Origin of the sequence: Streptomyces tuirus (assembly GCF_014701095.1) — a bacterium.
GTDB lineage: Bacteria > Actinomycetota > Actinomycetes > Streptomycetales > Streptomycetaceae > Streptomyces > Streptomyces tuirus.
In genome coordinates this window covers 1,775,873-1,791,312 of sequence record NZ_AP023439.1, presented here as the reverse complement: position 1 = coordinate 1,791,312, position 15,440 = coordinate 1,775,873, and the positions used below count along the sequence as shown (strand labels likewise).

The 15,440-nt window shown below is 71.7% G+C and carries 20 protein-coding genes; 19 read left to right on the top strand and 1 reads right to left on the bottom strand.

The genetic code is table 11. The features are described 5' to 3' along the window. Positions 1-109: 109 nt before the first annotated feature. The 8 genes from hisD to hisF are packed head-to-tail and all read left to right on the top strand — an operon-like array spanning position 110 to position 5,825. Entirely contained in the window at positions 110-1,435 is a 1,326-nt protein-coding gene (gene hisD / locus IGS69_RS08320; RefSeq protein ID WP_190898055.1) for a histidinol dehydrogenase, read from the top strand. Continuing rightward, positions 1,432-2,544 (top strand): histidinol-phosphate transaminase, encoded by a 1,113-nt coding sequence (locus IGS69_RS08315; protein WP_190898054.1) that lies wholly within the window; start codon positions 1,432-1,434, stop codon positions 2,542-2,544. The genes hisD and IGS69_RS08315 overlap by 4 nt, the downstream gene beginning before the upstream one ends. Then, a complete protein-coding gene (gene hisB / locus IGS69_RS08310; protein WP_031107372.1) occupies positions 2,541-3,134 on the top strand; it encodes an imidazoleglycerol-phosphate dehydratase HisB in 594 nt (197 codons plus the stop codon). Before IGS69_RS08315 ends, hisB begins: the two co-directional genes overlap by 4 nt. After that, the gene (locus IGS69_RS08305; protein ID WP_190898053.1) at positions 3,131-3,295 is read left to right on the top strand and encodes a hypothetical protein; all 165 of its coding nucleotides are present in this window, start codon (positions 3,131-3,133) and stop codon (positions 3,293-3,295) included. The genes hisB and IGS69_RS08305 overlap by 4 nt, the downstream gene beginning before the upstream one ends. Then, a complete protein-coding gene (gene hisH / locus IGS69_RS08300) occupies positions 3,292-3,936 on the top strand; it encodes an imidazole glycerol phosphate synthase subunit HisH (protein WP_385861907.1) in 645 nt (214 codons plus the stop codon). The genes IGS69_RS08305 and hisH overlap by 4 nt, the downstream gene beginning before the upstream one ends. Next, positions 3,933-4,658 (top strand): bifunctional 1-(5-phosphoribosyl)-5-((5-phosphoribosylamino)methylideneamino)imidazole-4-carboxamide isomerase/phosphoribosylanthranilate isomerase PriA, encoded by a 726-nt coding sequence (gene priA, locus IGS69_RS08295; protein ID WP_190898051.1) that lies wholly within the window; start codon positions 3,933-3,935, stop codon positions 4,656-4,658. Before hisH ends, priA begins: the two co-directional genes overlap by 4 nt. Continuing rightward, positions 4,655-5,056, top strand: a complete 402-nt coding sequence (locus IGS69_RS08290; RefSeq protein WP_190898050.1) for a RidA family protein — start codon at positions 4,655-4,657, stop codon at positions 5,054-5,056. Before priA ends, IGS69_RS08290 begins: the two co-directional genes overlap by 4 nt. A gap of 13 nt (positions 5,057-5,069) precedes the next feature. Beyond that, on the top strand, positions 5,070-5,825 hold the full coding sequence (gene hisF / locus IGS69_RS08285; RefSeq protein WP_190898048.1) for an imidazole glycerol phosphate synthase subunit HisF: 756 nt from the start codon (positions 5,070-5,072) through the stop codon (positions 5,823-5,825). 62 nt (positions 5,826-5,887) lie between these two features. On the opposite strand, the gene IGS69_RS08280 is transcribed toward hisF, so the two are convergent. Next, positions 5,888-6,523, bottom strand: coding sequence for a TIGR03085 family metal-binding protein (locus IGS69_RS08280; protein WP_190898047.1), 636 nt, complete (start codon positions 6,521-6,523; stop codon positions 5,888-5,890). Positions 6,524-6,607: 84 nt separating this feature from the next. Here IGS69_RS08280 and hisI point away from each other — a divergent pair, with 84 nt between their 5' ends. From hisI to lgt, 11 genes are all read left to right on the top strand, one after another. Then, positions 6,608-7,051: a phosphoribosyl-AMP cyclohydrolase gene (gene hisI, locus IGS69_RS08275; RefSeq protein ID WP_190898046.1), complete on the top strand. Its 444-nt coding sequence runs from the start codon at positions 6,608-6,610 to the stop codon at positions 7,049-7,051. An 11-nt stretch (positions 7,052-7,062) separates the two neighbouring features. After that, the gene (locus tag IGS69_RS08270; protein WP_190898045.1) at positions 7,063-8,544 is read left to right on the top strand and encodes an anthranilate synthase component I; all 1,482 of its coding nucleotides are present in this window, start codon (positions 7,063-7,065) and stop codon (positions 8,542-8,544) included. A gap of 41 nt (positions 8,545-8,585) precedes the next feature. After that, positions 8,586-9,227, top strand: a complete 642-nt coding sequence (locus tag IGS69_RS08265) for a TIGR02234 family membrane protein (RefSeq protein ID WP_190898044.1) — start codon at positions 8,586-8,588, stop codon at positions 9,225-9,227. 135 nt (positions 9,228-9,362) lie between these two features. Further along, on the top strand, positions 9,363-9,614 hold the full coding sequence (locus tag IGS69_RS08260; RefSeq protein ID WP_190898043.1) for an HGxxPAAW family protein: 252 nt from the start codon (positions 9,363-9,365) through the stop codon (positions 9,612-9,614). 92 nt (positions 9,615-9,706) lie between these two features. Beyond that, positions 9,707-10,141, top strand: coding sequence for a DUF2752 domain-containing protein (locus IGS69_RS08255; RefSeq protein ID WP_190898042.1), 435 nt, complete (start codon positions 9,707-9,709; stop codon positions 10,139-10,141). 138 nt (positions 10,142-10,279) lie between these two features. Next, on the top strand, positions 10,280-11,089 hold the full coding sequence (trpC, locus tag IGS69_RS08250; RefSeq protein ID WP_190898041.1) for an indole-3-glycerol phosphate synthase TrpC: 810 nt from the start codon (positions 10,280-10,282) through the stop codon (positions 11,087-11,089). A 21-nt stretch (positions 11,090-11,110) separates the two neighbouring features. Continuing rightward, entirely contained in the window at positions 11,111-11,308 is a 198-nt protein-coding gene (gene trpM, locus IGS69_RS08245; protein ID WP_190898040.1) for a tryptophan biosynthesis modulator TrpM, read from the top strand. 75 nt (positions 11,309-11,383) lie between these two features. Beyond that, entirely contained in the window at positions 11,384-12,667 is a 1,284-nt protein-coding gene (gene trpB, locus IGS69_RS08240) for a tryptophan synthase subunit beta (RefSeq protein WP_190898039.1), read from the top strand. Next, positions 12,664-13,482 carry a tryptophan synthase subunit alpha gene (gene trpA / locus IGS69_RS08235; RefSeq protein WP_190898038.1) on the top strand — a complete coding sequence of 273 codons (819 nt, stop codon included), beginning with the start codon at positions 12,664-12,666 and terminating at the stop codon, positions 13,480-13,482. Before trpB ends, trpA begins: the two co-directional genes overlap by 4 nt. Positions 13,483-13,568: 86 nt before the next feature. Beyond that, positions 13,569-14,345, top strand: a complete 777-nt coding sequence (locus IGS69_RS08230; RefSeq protein WP_190898036.1) for a DsbA family protein — start codon at positions 13,569-13,571, stop codon at positions 14,343-14,345. An 83-nt stretch (positions 14,346-14,428) separates the two neighbouring features. Then, complete coding sequence (lgt, locus tag IGS69_RS08225) at positions 14,429-15,391, top strand: prolipoprotein diacylglyceryl transferase (protein WP_190898035.1); 963 nt, start codon at positions 14,429-14,431, stop codon at positions 15,389-15,391. Positions 15,392-15,440 lie beyond the last annotated feature (49 nt).

Here is a 15,440-nt window from a genome sequence, read left to right as displayed (position 1 = left end):
CGACCCGAACACCGGACGTGAAGGCGATCCTGCGGGTTCCCGCGACGTTCTGTATCAGCCATTGATACGCGCGCACGGCGCCTCACCCGGGTCTGAGAGAATTGAGCACGTGATCTCCCGAATCGATCTGCGCGGCGACGCCCTCGTCGAGGGCCCCGCCCTGCGTGACCTGCTGCCCCGAGCCGACTTCGACGTTGCGGCCGCCCTCGAGAAGGTGCGTCCGATCTGCGAGGACGTCCATCATCGGGGCGACGCGGCGCTGATCGACTTCGCCGAGCGGTTCGACGGGGTCAGGCTGGATCAGGTCCGGGTCCCGGCCGCCGCGCTCACCCGCGCGCTGGAGGAACTCGACCCGGCCGTGCGCGCCGCCCTGGAGGAGTCCATCCGCCGCGCCCGGGCCGTCCACCGCGCCCAGCGCCGCGCCACGCACACCACCCAGGTCGTGCCCGGCGGCTCCGTGACCGAGAAGTGGGTGCCGGTCGACCGCGTCGGGCTGTACGCGCCCGGCGGCCGGTCGGTGTACCCGTCCTCCGTGATCATGAACGCGGTGCCCGCCCAGGAGGCCGGCGTCGAGTCCATCGCGCTCGCCTCTCCCGCCCAGGCCGAGTTCGGCGGCCTGCCGCACCCGACCATCCTCGCCGCCTGCGCGCTGCTCGGCGTCGACGAGGTCTACGCGGCCGGCGGGGCCACGGCCGTCGCGATGTTCGCCTACGGCACCGAGTCCTGCGCCCCCGCGAACATGGTCACCGGCCCCGGCAACATCTGGGTCGCCGCCGCCAAGCGCTACTTCACCGGCCGGATCGGCATCGACGCCGAGGCCGGCCCGACCGAGATCGCGGTCCTCGCCGACGACACGGCCGACCCGGTCCACGTCGCCTCCGACCTGATCAGCCAGGCCGAGCACGACCCGCTGGCCGCCGCCGTCCTGGTCACCGACTCCGTCGAGCTCGCCGACGCGGTCGAGAAGGAACTGGAGCCGCAGGTCGCGGCCACCCGGCACGTCGAGGACCGGATCGTCCCGGCCCTGACCGGCAGGCAGTCCGCGATCGTGCTGGTCGACGGCATCGACGAGGGCCTCAGGGTGGTCGACGCGTACGGCGCCGAGCACCTGGAGATCCAGACCGCCGACGCCGCGGCCGTGGCCGACCGCGTCCGCAACGCCGGCGCGATCTTCATCGGCCCCTGGGCACCCGTGTCGCTGGGCGACTACGCGGCCGGGTCCAACCACGTCCTGCCCACCGGCGGTTGCGCCTGCCACTCCTCGGGCCTGTCCGTGCAGTCCTTCCTGCGCGGCATCCACATCGTCGACTACACGCGCGAGGCCCTGGCCGACGTCGCGCACCACGTGGTCACGCTGGCCGAGGCGGAGGACCTGCCGGCCCACGGCGCGGCGATCAAGGCGAGGTTCGACTGGAAGGTTCCCCAGGGCAAGTGAACGACGTACGCATCGACGATCTCCCCGTACGGGACGAGCTGCGCGGCAAGTCCCCCTACGGCGCGCCCCAGCTGGACGTCCCCGTACGGCTGAACACCAACGAGAACCCCTACCCGCTGCCCGAGCCGCTGGTCGAACGCATCGCCGAGAGGGTCCGGGAAGCCGCCCGGAACCTCAACCGCTACCCGGACCGGGACGCGGTCGAGCTGCGCACGCGGCTGGCGCAGTACCTCACCGACACCTCCGGCCACGAGGTCGGCGTGGCCAACGTCTGGGCGGCCAACGGCTCCAACGAGGTCATCCAGCAGCTGCTGCAGACCTTCGGCGGGCCGGGCCGCACCGCCATCGGCTTCGAGCCGTCGTACTCGATGCACGGCCTCATCTCGCGCGGCACCGGGACCGGCTGGATCTCCGGCCCGCGGGGCGAGGACTTCACCATCGACGTCGCCGCCGCCGAGAAGGCCATCGCCGAGAACCAGCCGGACGTCGTCTTCATCACCACCCCCAACAACCCCACCGGCACCGCCGTCCCGCCCGAGACGGTCCTCGCGCTGTACGAGGCCGCGCAGGCGGCGAAGCCGTCGATGGTGGTGGTCGACGAGGCCTACATCGAGTTCAGCCACGGCGACTCGCTGCTGCCGCTGCTGGCGGGCCGCCCGAACCTCGTCGTCTCCCGCACGATGTCGAAGGCGTTCGGCGCGGCGGGCCTGCGCCTGGGCTACCTCGCCGCGCACCCGGCCGTCGTCGACGCCGTCCAGCTGGTCCGGCTGCCCTACCACCTGTCGGCCGTCACCCAGGCGACCGCCCTGGCCGCCCTGGAGCACACCGGCACCCTGCTCGGCTACGTCGAGCAGCTCAAGACCGAACGGGACCGCCTGGTCACCGAACTGCTCGCGATCGGCTACGAGGTGACCGCGTCGGACGCGAACTTCGTGCAGTTCGGCCGGTTCCGCAACTCCCACGAGACCTGGCAGAAGATCCTCGACCGGGGCGTCCTGGTCCGGGACAACGGCGTGCCCGGCTGGCTCCGGGTCACCGCCGGCACCCCAGAAGAGAACGACGCGTTCCTCGACGCGGTACGTGAAGTGAAGAAGGAGCAGAGCGCATGAGCCGCGTAGGCCGCACAGAGCGGGTGACCAAGGAGACCTCGGTCCTCGTCGAGATCGACCTCGACGGCACCGGGAAGACCGACATCAAGACCGGCGTCGGCTTCTACGACCACATGCTCGACCAGCTCGGCCGGCACGGTCTGTTCGACCTGACCGTGAAGACCGAGGGCGATCTGCACATCGACTCGCACCACACCATCGAGGACACCGCCCTCGCCCTCGGCGCCGCCTTCAAGCAGGCCCTCGGCGACAAGGTCGGCATCTACCGCTTCGGCAACTGCACGGTCCCGCTGGACGAGTCCCTCGCCCAGGTCACCGTCGACCTGTCCGGCCGCCCCTACCTCGTGCACACCGAGCCCGAGAAGATGGCGCCGATGATCGGCGAGTACGACACCACCATGACCCGGCACATCCTGGAGTCCTTCGTGGCCCAGGCGCAGATCGCGCTGCACGTGCACGTGCCCTACGGGCGCAACGCGCACCACATCGTGGAGTGCCAGTTCAAGGCGCTCGCCCGCGCCCTGCGCTACGCCTCCGAGCGCGACCCGCGCGCGGCCGGCATCCTCCCGTCCACGAAGGGCGCCCTGTGAACGGCACCTCGACGCTGCTGATCGTCGTCGGTCTCTTCCTCGTCGGCGGCATCTACTCCTTCACCAAGCAGAAGATGCCCAAGGGCCTGATCGTGCTGCTGTCGATCGGCGCCGCGATGTGCCTGACGGCCGGTGTGGTGAGGCTGGAGGTGTGGAATTGAGCGCCCCCCGCAAGAACGTGGTGGTCTTCGACTACGGCTTCGGCAACGTCCGTTCCGCCGAGCGCGCCCTCGCCCGCACGGGAGCCGACGTCGAGATCACGCGTGACTACGACAAGGCCCTGAACGCCGACGGCCTGCTGGTCCCCGGCGTCGGCGCCTTCGCCTCCTGCATGACCGGCCTGCGCGAGGCCCGCGGCGACTGGATTGTCGACCGCCGGCTCTCCGGCGGCCGCCCCGTCATGGGCATCTGCGTCGGCATGCAGATCCTCTTCGCGCGCGGCATCGAGCACGGCGTGGAGAGCGAGGGCCTCGACGAGTGGCCCGGCTCCGTCGAGCCGCTCCAGGCCGAGATCGTGCCCCACATGGGCTGGAACACCGTCGAAGCGGCGCCCGGCTCGCAGCTGTTCGCCGGCCTCGACCCGGACGCCCGCTTCTACTTCGTGCACTCCTACGCCGTCCACGACTGGTCCCTTCAGACGCACAACACGGCGATGACGGCCCCCAAGGTCACCTGGTCCACCCACGGCAAGCCGTTCGTCGCCGCCGTCGAGAACGGCGCCCTGTGGGCCACGCAGTTCCACCCCGAGAAGTCCGGCGACGCCGGAGCCCAGCTCCTCACCAACTGGATCGGAACACTGTGAGCAAGCTCGAACTCCTCCCCGCCGTCGACGTCCGGGACGGCCAGGCCGTCCGCCTGGTGCACGGCGAGTCCGGCTCGGAGACCTCCTACGGCTCCCCGCTGGAGGCCGCCCTCGCCTGGCAGCGCTCCGGCGCCGAGTGGCTGCACCTGGTCGACCTGGACGCCGCCTTCGGCACCGGGAACAACCGCGAGCTGATCGCCGAGGTCGCCCGCGCCATGGACATCAAGGTGGAGCTGTCCGGCGGCATCCGCGACGACGAGACCCTCGCCGCCGCCCTCGCCACCGGCTGCAGGCGCGTCAACCTGGGCACGGCCGCCCTGGAGACGCCGGAGTGGGTCGCCAAGGTCATCGCCGAGCACGGCGACCAGATCGCGGTCGGTCTCGACGTCCGCGGCACGACCCTGCGCGGACGCGGCTGGACCCGCGACGGCGGCGACCTCTACGAGACCCTGGCGCGCCTCGACAAGGAGGGCTGCGCGCGGTACGTCGTCACCGACATCGCCAAGGACGGCACGCTGCAGGGCCCGAACCTGGAGCTGCTGCGCAATGTGTGCGCCGCCACCGACCGCCCGGTCGTGGCATCCGGCGGGGTCTCCTCGCTCGACGACCTGCGCGCCATCGCCGACCTCGTCCCGCTCGGTGTCGAGGGCGCCATCGTCGGGAAGGCGCTGTACGCGAAGGCGTTCACCCTGGAAGAGGCCTTGGAGGCTGTGTCGTCATGACCGTGCGGCGTGTGCAGAGCGGAAGTCCCTGGGAAGAGTCCTTCGGTTTTGCACGCGCCGTCGAGGCGGGCGACCGGGTGCTGGTGGCGGGCACGACCGCGTTCAAGGGCGATGTGCTCTACGGCGAGGGCGACCCCTACGAGCAGGCCAAGGTGGCCATCACCACCGCCCTCGAGGCGATCGCCGAGTTCGGGCTCGCGCCCGAGTCCGTGATCCGCACCCGTGTGTACCTGGCACACGCCCGGGACGTCGACGCGGTGGGCCGGGCCCACAAGGAGATGTTCGACAGCGTGCGCCCGGTCACGACCCTGCTGGTCGTGCAGGGCTTCATCGACTCCCGGGTCCTGGTGTCGGTGGAAGTGGAAGCATTCAGAGGGACACCTTCAGAGGAACACTAGAGGAGCACGATTCATGACCCTGGCGGTCCGAGTCATCCCCTGCCTGGACGTGGACAACGGCCGGGTCGTCAAGGGCGTCAACTTCCAGAACCTGCGCGACGCGGGCGACCCCGTCGAGATGGCCAAGGTGTACGACGCCGAGGGCGCGGACGAGCTGACGTTCCTGGACATCACCGCCTCGTCGGGCAACCGCGAGACCACGTACGACGTGGTGCGCCGCACGGCCGAGCAGGTGTTCATCCCGCTCACGGTCGGCGGCGGCGTCCGCACCGCCGAGGACGTGGACAAGCTGCTGCGCGCCGGTGCGGACAAGGTCGGCGTCAACACGGCCGCGATCGCCCGGCCCGACCTGATCCGCGAGATCGCCGAGCGTTTCGGCCGCCAGGTCCTGGTCCTGTCGGTCGACGCCCGCCGCACCGAGTCGGGCTCCTTCGAGGTCACCACCCACGGCGGCCGCAAGGGCACCGGCATCGACGCCGTCGAGTGGGCCCACCGGGCAGCCGAACTGGGCGCCGGCGAGATCCTGCTCAACTCGATGGACGCCGACGGCACCAAGGACGGCTACGACCTGGAGATGATCCGGGCCGTACGCAAGCACGTCACGATCCCGGTCATCGCCTCGGGCGGCGCCGGCCGGCTGACCGACTTCCCCCCGGCCGTAGAGGCGGGCGCGGACGCGGTCCTGGCGGCCTCGGTGTTCCACTTCGGCGACCTGCGCATCGGCCAGGTCAAGGAGACGCTGCGGGGGGCGGGGCACCCGGTGCGGTGACGTCCCCGTCCGCAGAGAGCCCCGGCCGCGCGACGCGGCCGGGGCTCTCCCGGATGCCGGGCTCAGATGCCGAGCTGCTTGGTCTCCTGCAGCTTCGCGATCGCGTTCTCGTCGCCGTCCAGATCGACCTTGGCCGCGCTCTGACGGCCGTAGGAGAACAGGACCAGTTCGGACGGCTCGCCGGTCACGGTGACCACCGGGGTGCCGCGGTGGGCCACCGCCGTCTGGCCGTCGGGCCGGCGCAGGACCAGGCCCGTCGGGACGCCGCGGCCCATCAGACGGGCGGTGCGCTCAAGGCGGGACCACAGGGCGTCCTGGAAGACCGGGTCGAGGTCGCGCGGGGACCAGTCGGGCTGGGCGCGCCGGACGTCCTCGGTGTGGACGTAGAACTCGATGATGTTCGACGCCTCGTCGACCGGCTTCAGGGAGAAGGGCGAGAAACGCGGCGGGCCCGTACGGATCAGCTGGATCAGCTCCTCGTACGGCTTGTCGGTGTACTCCGCCATCACCTTGTCCAGACGCGGCGCGAGCTGCTTGATCAGTATCCCGCCGGCGGCGTCCGGGCGGCGCTCGCGCACCACGACGTGCGCGGCGAGGTCCCTGGTCGTCCAGCCCTCGCACAGAGTGGGCGCGTCCGGGCCCGCGGTCTCCAACAGGTCGGCGAGGAGAAGTCGTTCACGCTTGGCATGGGTCGACATGGGGGCCAGCCTACGGCCGGCCACCGGGTCCGCCCAGTGGACACTCCACCGGGCCTGTCGGTGCCGCGCGGCACAATGGTCACCATGACCAGCACGCCCGCCCGTCGCCCGGCCACCGCCCCTCGAGGAGGCGCTTCGCGCCACAGTGATCCATCCAGCTCTCTCGACCCGGAGATCGCCGCGCGCCTCAAGCGCAGCCCCGACGGTCTCCTGCCCGCCATCGCCCAGCAGTACGACACCGGCGAGGTGCTCATGCTCGGCTGGATGGACGACGAGGCGCTGCACCGCACCCTGACCACCGGCCGGTGCACCTACTGGTCGCGCAGCCGCCGGGAGTACTGGGTCAAGGGCGACACCTCCGGCCACTTCCAGTGGGTGAAGTCCGTCGCCCTGGACTGCGACGCGGACACCGTGCTCGTCAAGGTCGACCAGGTCGGCGCCGCCTGCCACACCGGCGCGCGCACCTGCTTCGACGAGGACGTACTCCTCAAGGACGGCGGTCCGGCCGGTTCCGCCACGGATCAGTAAGGTCAGCGGCCATGGACCTCGAGACCTTCCGCAAGCTCGCCACCGACCGGCGGGTCATCCCCGTCACCCGCAAGCTCCTCGCCGACGGCGACACCCCGGTCGCGCTCTACCGCAAGCTCGCCGCCGAGCGCCCCGGCACGTTCCTGCTGGAATCCGCGGAGAACGGCCGCTCCTGGTCCCGGTACTCCTTCGTCGGCGTGCGGTCCGCCGCCACACTGACCGCCCGTGACGGGCAGGCGCACTGGCTCGGCGCCCCGCCCGTCGGCGTCCCCGTGGACGGCGACCCCCTCGCCGCCCTGCGCGCCACCATCGAGGCCCTGCACACGCCCCACCAGGAGGGCCTGCCGCCCTTCACCGGCGGCATGGTCGGCTACCTCGGCTACGACATCGTCCGCCGCCTGGAGAAGATCGGCCCCGGCGAGCGCGACGACCTGAAGCTGCCCGAGCTGACCATGCTCCTCACCAGCGACCTGGCCGTCATGGACCACTGGGAGGGCTCGGTCCTGCTGATCGCCAACGCGATCAACCACAACGACCTCGACACCGGCGTCGACGAGGCGTACGCGGACGCGGTCGCCCGTCTGGACGCCATGGAGGCCGACCTCTCCCGCCCGGTCGCCCAGCCCCCGGCCGTCCTCCCGCCCTCCGAGCTCCCCGAGTACACCGCGCTGTGGGGCGGCCCCGACTTCCAAATGGCCGTCGAGGACATCAAGGAGCGGATCCGGGCCGGTGAGGCCTTCCAGGTGGTGCCCTCCCAGCGTTTCGAGACGCCGTGCACGGCGAGCGCGCTGGACGTCTACCGGGTCCTGCGGGCCACCAACCCGTCCCCGTACATGTACCTGTTCCGCTTCGACGGGTTCGACGTCGTCGGCTCGTCCCCCGAGGCCCTGGTCAAGGTCGAGGACGGCCGGGCCATGGTCCACCCCATCGCCGGCACCCGCTGGCGCGGCGCCACCCCGCAGGAGGACCAGGCCCTCGCCGAGGAACTGCTCGCCGACCCCAAGGAGCGCGCCGAGCACCTCATGCTCGTCGACCTGGGCCGCAACGACCTGGGGCGGGTCTGCGAGCCCGGCTCGGTCGAGGTGGTGGACTTCATGTCCGTCGAGCGCTACTCGCACGTCATGCACATCGTCTCGACGGTGACGGGCCGCGTGGCCGCCGGACGCACGGCGTTCGACGTCCTCACCGCCTGCTTCCCGGCCGGCACCCTCTCCGGCGCCCCCAAGCCCCGCGCCATGCAGATCATCGACGAACTCGAACCTTCCCGGCGCGGCCTCTACGGCGGGTGCGTCGGCTACCTCGACTTCGCCGGCGACTCCGACACCGCCATCGCCATCCGCACCGCCCTCCTGCGCGACGGCACCGCCTATGTGCAGGCCGGGGCGGGCATCGTCGCCGACTCCGACCCGGTCGCCGAGGACACCGAGTGCCGCAACAAGGCGGCCGCGGTGCTGCGGGCCGTCCACACGGCGAACCGGCTGGGAAAGGCCTGAGATGAACCCCGGGTGACGGTTCGCCCGGGGTTCAGGCGATAGTGGGGTACGTGACTGCTGTACCGCACCCCCGTTCCCACGCCCCCGGATCCGCCCGGGCCGGCCGCCTGAGCCTCGCCGTCGCGCTGCTGAGCGGCGCGCTCGGCGCCGCCGTGGCGCTGCTCGCCACCCGGCAGCAATGGTCGCAGGGCACCGCGACGGTGGCCGGTGGCGCCTTCCCCCTGACCGCCAAGGGCAGCGACGTCACGGGTGTTCCCGCGGCGCTCGCCGTCGTGGGCCTCGCCGCGCTCGTCGCCGTGTTCGCCGTCCGCCGCGCCGGCCGCTTCGTCGTCGCCGGGCTGCTCGCGCTCTCCGGCGTCGGCATCGTCGCCGCGGCCCTGCTCGGCGCCTCCGACAGCTCCGCGCTCGACGAGCAGGCCGCCCAGGCCTCCGGCGACACCTCGGCCTCCGTCGACGCCCTCAGCCACACCGCCTGGCCGTACGTCGCGGTCGTCGGCGGCGTCCTGATCCTCATGGCCGGACTGCTCGCCCTGCGCTACGGCCGCCTGTGGCCCGCCATGTCCGGCCGCTACGAGCGCGGCGCCACGCCCCAGCCGCGCCGCAAGGCCCCCGCCGTCGACCCCGACCGGCCCGAGGACCTGTGGAAGGCGCTCGACCGCGGCGAGGACCCGACCGGGGCCTGAGCCCACCCGGGGGGCCGGGGCCTGAGCCCACCCGGGGGAGTGGGGGAGCACCCCCGCTCACCTCGCGGGCGCGCGTGCGGGACAATGACTCCGAGCGTCCTGCTCAGACACGCACACAGCAACGAGGAGCAAGCAATGGCGGGCAGCAGCCACGGTCACACCCCGGCCGCCTGGACCGGTGTCACGATCGCCTTCATCGGTTTCTGCGTCTCGGGCGCGTTCATGGTGCTGGACCAGCCGGTGGGCTTCTGGGCGGGCATGGTCGTCGTGCTGCTCGGCGGTGTCGTCGGCGGCATCATGCGGATGATGGGCCTGGGCCAGCCCAGGGATGCCCACCAGCCGCACCGGACCACGGGCGACCGCGAGCCGGCCGGCGCCGGGAGCTGACCCCGCGGCACCATCCGCGGAGCACGTCCTCACGTGAGGGGCGGCCTGGCACACGGGTGCCGGAGCCGCCCCTCACGCGCATGCGGGGCACAATGCATACCGTGAACGCCGAGAGCCGAAGGGTGACGCAGAGCGTCCCGAGCCGACTGGCCGTCCCCGCCGGGGCGCTCGCGGCCGTCGCCGCCGCCTTCGCCTACGTGGGCACGGTGGACCCCAACGAGCCCGGCCACTACCCCGTCTGCCCGCTGCTGCACTACACCGGTCTCTACTGCCCAGGCTGCGGCGGACTGCGCAGCGCGCACGCCTTCGTCCACGGGGACCTCCTCGCGGCGCTGCACGCCAACGCGCCCGCGACCCTCGGCTATCTGGGCTTCGCGGTGCTGTGGACCGTATGGGTGGTCCAGGCGGTCCGGGGGCGTCCCCTGCGGATCGACCCGCGTCCGGGGCTGGTCTGGAGCCTCGGCGGGTTGCTGCTCGTCTTCACCGTTGTCCGGAACCTGCCCTTCGGTGGCTGGCTCCATCCTTGATCAACAGGCGGATGTCCAGGTAGTGGGACCCATGTCAACCGGATGTGAGGCCTGCGCCCCGCTGCGGATACCATCGCAGTGACCATCGGTTTTCGACGGTCGCTGGAACTGTCAAGCGTCTGGAAGGGGGCCGCTCGCGTGAGTGTGCTCGACGAGATCATCGACGGAGTCCGTGCCGACCTCGCGGAGCGGCAGGCGCGCGTCAGCCTCGACGAGCTCAAGGAGCGCGCGGCGAAGGCTCCCGCGGCCAAGGACGGCGCGGCCGCACTGCGCGGCGACGGCGTCAAGGTCATCTGCGAGGTCAAGCGCTCCAGCCCCTCCAAGGGCGCGCTGGCCGCGATCGCCGACCCGGCCGCACTCGCCGCGGACTACGAGGCGGGCGGCGCCGCCGTCATCTCCGTCCTCACCGAGGAGCGCCGCTTCGGCGGCTCGCTCGCCGACCTCGAGGCCGTCCGCGCCCGGGTGGACATCCCCGTGCTGCGCAAGGACTTCATGGTCACGTCGTACCAGCTGTGGGAGGCCCGCGCCTACGGCGCCGACGTCGTGCTGCTGATCGTCGCCGCCCTCGACCAGCCCGCCCTGGAGTCCCTCATCGAGCGCGCCGAGTCCATCGGGCTCACGCCGCTCGTCGAGGTGCACGACGAGGACGAGGTCGAGCGCGCGGTGGACGCCGGCGCCCGCGTGATCGGCGTCAACGCGCGCAACCTCAAGACCCTCGAGGTCGACCGCGGCACCTTCGAGCGGGTGGCGCCGGAGATCCCCGACCACATCATCAAGATCGCCGAGTCCGGCGTCCGCGGCCCGCACGACCTCATCGCGTACGCCAACGCCGGCGCCGACGCCGTCCTGGTCGGCGAGTCCCTCGTCACGGGCAAGGACCCGAGGACGGCGGTCTCGGACCTGGTGGCGGCCGGCGAGCACCCGGCGCTCCGGCACGGCCGTAGCTGATCACCCGCTAGGCTTGCCCCGATGACTCCCACCATGACGACCGTGGACCGGTACGCCCGCCTCGCGCGCGGCTGCCGCCCCCGCGGCTGCCGTGCACCGGCCCGCCGGATCCACGGCCGCCGCGTCCGGTACGTCATCGGTGACGAGCCGGGCCAGGTGAACGGCATGCGATGGCAGCGCCCCTCCAGGGGCGCGGGGAACTGCGCGACAAGCCACTGACGGCCCGCGGCCGACAGCAGGTCCCCGCTCCCACGGCGATCAGTGATCAACACACACTCACCGTGAGGTATTCGCATGCCCAGCCAGTTCTTCATCCCCGACCCCGAGGGCCAATCGCCCAACCCCGAAGGCTACTTCGGGGCCTTCGGCGGCAAGTTCATCCCCGAGGCCCTCGTCGCCGCAGTGGACGAGGTCGCCGTCGAGTACGACAAGGCCAAGCACGACCCCGAGTTCGCCAAGGAACTCGACGACCTCCTGGTCAACTACACCGGCCGTCCCAGCTCCCTCACCGAGGTGCCGAGGTTCGCCGAACACGCCGGCGGCGCGCGGATCTTCCTGAAGCGGGAAGACCTCAACCACACCGGCTCCCACAAGATCAACAACGTCCTCGGCCAGGCCCTGCTCACCAAGCGCATGGGCAAGACCCGGGTCATCGCCGAGACGGGCGCCGGCCAGCACGGCGTCGCCACGGCCACCGCGTGCGCGCTCTTCGGCCTCGAGTGCACGATCTACATGGGTGAGATCGACACCCAGCGCCAGGCCCTCAATGTCGCCCGCATGCGCATGCTCGGCGCCGAGGTCATCGCCGTGAAGTCCGGCAGCCGCACGCTGAAGGACGCCATCAACGAGGCCTTCCGCGACTGGGTCGCCAACGTCGACCACACCCACTACCTCTTCGGCACCGTCGCCGGACCGCACCCCTTCCCGGCGATGGTCCGCGACTTCCACCGGGTCATCGGCGTCGAGGCACGCCGCCAGCTCCTGGAGCGCGCCGGACGCCTGCCCGACGCGGCCGTCGCCTGCGTCGGCGGCGGCTCCAACGCCATCGGCCTCTTCCACGCCTTCATCCCCGACACGGACGTCCGCCTCATCGGCTGTGAACCGGCCGGGCACGGCGTCGAGACCGGCGAGCACGCGGCGACCCTGACCGCCGGCGAGCCCGGCATCCTGCACGGCTCCCGCTCTTACGTCCTCCAGGACGACGAGGGCCAGATCACCGAGCCGTACTCGATCTCGGCCGGTCTGGACTACCCGGGCATCGGCCCGGAGCACTCCTACCTGAAGGACTCCGGCCGCGGCGAGTACCGCGCGGTCACCGACGACGCGGCCATGCAGGCCCTGCGCCTGCTGTCGCGCACCGAGGGCATCATCCCGGCCATCGAGAGCGCCCACGCGCTGGCCGGCGCCCTGGAGGTCGGCAGGGAGCTCGGCAAGGACGGGCTGATCGTGGTCAACCTGTCCGGCCGCGGCGACAAGGACATGGACACCGCCGCGCGCTACTTCGGCCTGTACGACACCGACGCCGAGGTCGCCGAGGACGCCTCCGGCACCGCCGAGATCGAGGGTGACGCCAAGTGAGCGGCAACATCGAGCTGTTGGGCGACACCCTCGCCGCGGCCAGGTCCGAAGGGCGCTCCGCCCTCATCGCCTACCTCCCGGCCGGGTTCCCGACCGTGGACGGCGGCATCGAGGCCGTCAAGGCCGTCATCGACGGCGGCGCCGACGTCGTCGAGGTGGGCCTGCCGCACAGCGACCCCGTCCTCGACGGCCCCGTCATCCAGACCGCCGACGACATCGCCCTGCGCGGCGGCGTGCGGATCGCCGACGTGATGCGCACGGTCCGCGAGGCCCACGCCGCCACCGGCAAGCCGATCCTCGTCATGACGTACTGGAACCCCATCGACCGCTACGGCGTCGAGCGGTTCACCGCCGAGCTCGCCGAGGCGGGCGGCGCCGGGTGCATCCTGCCCGACCTGCCCGTGCAGGAGTCGGCGCTGTGGCGGGAGCACGCGGAGAAGCACGGTCTCGCCACCGTCTTCGTCGTCGCCCCCAGCAGCAAGGACGAGCGGCTCGCGCAGATCACCGCGGCGGGCAGCGGCTTCGTCTACGCCGCCTCCCTCATGGGCGTCACCGGCACCCGCGCCAGTGTCAGCAATCAGGCCCAGGACCTGGTGGAACGCACCCGTGCCACGGGGACGGACCTGCCGGTCTGCGTCGGGCTCGGCGTCTCCAACCCCGCCCAGGCCGCCGAGGTCGCCGGCTTCGCCGACGGCGTGATCGTCGGCTCGGCCTTCGTCAAGGCCATGCTGGACGCCCCGGACGACGCCGCCGGTGTCGAGGCCGTGCGCGCGCTCGCCGGTGACCTCGCCAAGGGCGTGCGCGGACAGGCGTAAGAACGCCGGAAGTCATACCGGTCCCTCGTACGGGTGGACCTGGGGCCGGGGAGGCGCGTTGCGCCTCCCCGGTTCGTTTCCGGGGTGTGAGCGAGAAGAACCGTGAGGGAAAGCGCACCGCCCGGGAGAAGCTGGCGGTCGAGCGCGAGAAGCAGAAGTCCGCGGACAAGCGCCGGCGCGCGCTGATCGTGGGCGGGGCCGTCGTCGCCGTCCTGGGACTCGCGGCCGTGATCGGCGTCGTCGCGGCCAACGCCGGCAAGGACGACGACAGCGAGGCCTCGGGCCCGGTCGTGGCGCCCTCGGGGGCCCAGGGCAAGGACGGCCTGGCCATCCCGGTCGGCAAGGACAGCGCCAAGTCCACGCTCACGGTGTGGGAGGACTTCCGCTGCCCCGCGTGCAAGTCCTTCGAGACGGCGTACCGGCCGGTGATCCACGAGCTGACGGACGCCGGCGAGCTGAAGGTCGAGTACCACCTGGTCACCCTCATCGACGGCAACATGCGCGGCACCGGCTCCCGCAACGCGGCCAATGCCGCGGCCTGCGCCCAGGACGCCGGGAAGTTCCCCGCCTACCACGACGTGCTCTTCGACAACCAGCCCCCGGAAGTCGACGACGCCTACGCGGACAACGCCAAGCTGATCGAGCTGGCCGGCAAGGTCGACGGCCTGGACACCCCCGCCTTCCGCACCTGTGTCGAGAAGGGCACGCACAACGGCTGGGTCGCCAAGTCCCACCAGGCCTTCAACAAGGGCGGCTTCTCGGGCACGCCGACCGTGCTGTTCGACGGCGAGAACATCTACCAGGACCGGACGATGACCCCGGCAAAGCTGAAGCAGATGGTGCAGGAGGCGAACAAGGAGTAAAGGTCTTCTCACGCCCCCGTTATGGACCCGTAGCCGGGCCGCCTGCCGCGGGCCCGGTGCGGCACGGTAGCGTCGACCTTGCCATGGAACTTGCCTTCATTCCCAGCCCGTCACGCGGGGTGCTGTACCTCGGCCCCATTCCGCTGCGCGGCTACGCGTTCTGCATCATCATCGGCGTCTTCGTCGCGGTCTGGCTCGGCAACAAGCGCTGGATCGCCCGGGGCGGGCGGGCCGGCACGGTGGCCGACATCGCTGTCTGGGCGGTGCCCTTCGGTCTCGTCGGCGGCCGGCTCTACCACGTGATCACGGACTACCAGCTGTACTTCAGCGAGGGCCGTGACTGGGTGGACGCCTTCAAGATCTGGGAGGGCGGCCTCGGCATCTGGGGCGCGATCGCGTTCGGCGCGCTGGGCGCGTGGATCGGCTGCCGTCGCCGCGGCATCCCGCTGCCCGCCTACGCCGACGCCGTCGCCCCGGGCATCGCCTTCGCGCAGGCGATCGGCCGCTGGGGCAACTGGTTCAACCAGGAGCTGTACGGCAAGCCCACCGATCTGCCGTGGGCTCTGGAGATCACCTCCTCGTCGGACGGGCGGGTGCCGGGCACGTACCACCCGACGTTCCTCTACGAGTCGCTGTGGTGCATCGGAGTGGCGTTCCTCGTCATCTGGGCGGACCGCCGCTTCCGCCTCGGACACGGCCGGGCGTTCGCGCTGTACGTCGCCGCGTACTGCGCGGGCCGCGCGTGGATCGAGTACATGCGCGTCGACGACGCCCACCACATCCTGGGGCTCCGGCTGAACGTCTGGACCGCGATCCTGGTGTTCCTGCTCGCGGTGACCTACCTGGTGGTGTCGTCCAGGAAGCGGCCCGGGCGGGAGGACGTCGTGGAGCCCGGCGCCGTGACCTCCGGTGACGACGCCGAAGGCGGCGAGAAGTCCGAGGAGACCGGCACGTCCGCGGGCGCCGGCAAGGACGACCGGACCGAGGACGAGGCCGAAGCCGAGGCGGACGCCAAGAACGAGGCCGGGTCGGGCAAGAAGAGCTGACGACCCGCCTTACGTGTGACGAACCGAGAGCGCCCGGGGAGATCCCCCC

Coding starts and splice junctions, on each gene's coding strand:
- hisI (WP_190898046.1), top strand. CDS start 6,608: ATGACCAGCACGCCCGCCCGTCGCCCGGCCACCGCCCCTCGAGGAGGC.
- IGS69_RS08290 (WP_190898050.1), top strand. CDS start 4,655: ATGACCGTGCGGCGTGTGCAGAGCGGAAGTCCCTGGGAAGAGTCCTTC.
- IGS69_RS08270 (WP_190898045.1), top strand. CDS start 7,063: ATGGACCTCGAGACCTTCCGCAAGCTCGCCACCGACCGGCGGGTCATC.
- IGS69_RS08280 (WP_190898047.1), bottom strand. CDS start 6,523: ATGTCGACCCATGCCAAGCGTGAACGACTTCTCCTCGCCGACCTGTTG.
- trpM (WP_190898040.1), top strand. CDS start 11,111: ATGACTCCCACCATGACGACCGTGGACCGGTACGCCCGCCTCGCGCGC.
- lgt (WP_190898035.1), top strand. CDS start 14,429: ATGGAACTTGCCTTCATTCCCAGCCCGTCACGCGGGGTGCTGTACCTC.
- trpB (WP_190898039.1), top strand. CDS start 11,384: ATGCCCAGCCAGTTCTTCATCCCCGACCCCGAGGGCCAATCGCCCAAC.
- hisF (WP_190898048.1), top strand. CDS start 5,070: ATGACCCTGGCGGTCCGAGTCATCCCCTGCCTGGACGTGGACAACGGC.
- hisB (WP_031107372.1), top strand. CDS start 2,541: ATGAGCCGCGTAGGCCGCACAGAGCGGGTGACCAAGGAGACCTCGGTC.
- IGS69_RS08255 (WP_190898042.1), top strand. CDS start 9,707: ATGCATACCGTGAACGCCGAGAGCCGAAGGGTGACGCAGAGCGTCCCG.
- IGS69_RS08260 (WP_190898043.1), top strand. CDS start 9,363: ATGGCGGGCAGCAGCCACGGTCACACCCCGGCCGCCTGGACCGGTGTC.